The sequence below is a fragment of the Psychrobacter sp. TB20-MNA-CIBAN-0197 genome, assembly GCF_040309765.1.
GTDB classification, from domain to species: domain Bacteria; phylum Pseudomonadota; class Gammaproteobacteria; order Pseudomonadales; family Moraxellaceae; genus Psychrobacter; species Psychrobacter submarinus.
In genome coordinates, this window is sequence record NZ_JBEOPC010000652.1 from 1 (window position 1) to 269 (window position 269).

The following is a 269-nucleotide window of genomic DNA, read 5'->3' on the forward strand; positions in this document are numbered from 1 at the left end:
CCTCTTTAATAACATGACCTACATTGATTGAATCATCCGATTTCGGAGTTGATTTTTTATTAGCGGCATCTTTATCCAGTCCTGCTGCATAATCCCGCACGTTTTGAGTGATTTTCATCGAGCAAAATTTAGGTCCACACATCGAGCAAAAGTGCGCCGTCTTATGCGCGTCTTTAGGCAAGGTTTCATCATGGAACTCACGGGCGGTATCTGGGTCGAGCGCCAGATTGAACTGGTCGTCCCAGCGGAATTCAAATCGTGCTTTAGAT

The 269-nt window shown here is 45.4% G+C and carries 1 protein-coding gene; it reads right to left on the minus strand.

All coding sequences use genetic code 11. From position 1 onward, the window contains the following. A partial coding sequence (locus AAEY83_RS15380) for a phosphomethylpyrimidine synthase ThiC (protein WP_351060296.1) occupies positions 1-269 on the minus strand: 269 nt, incomplete at both ends.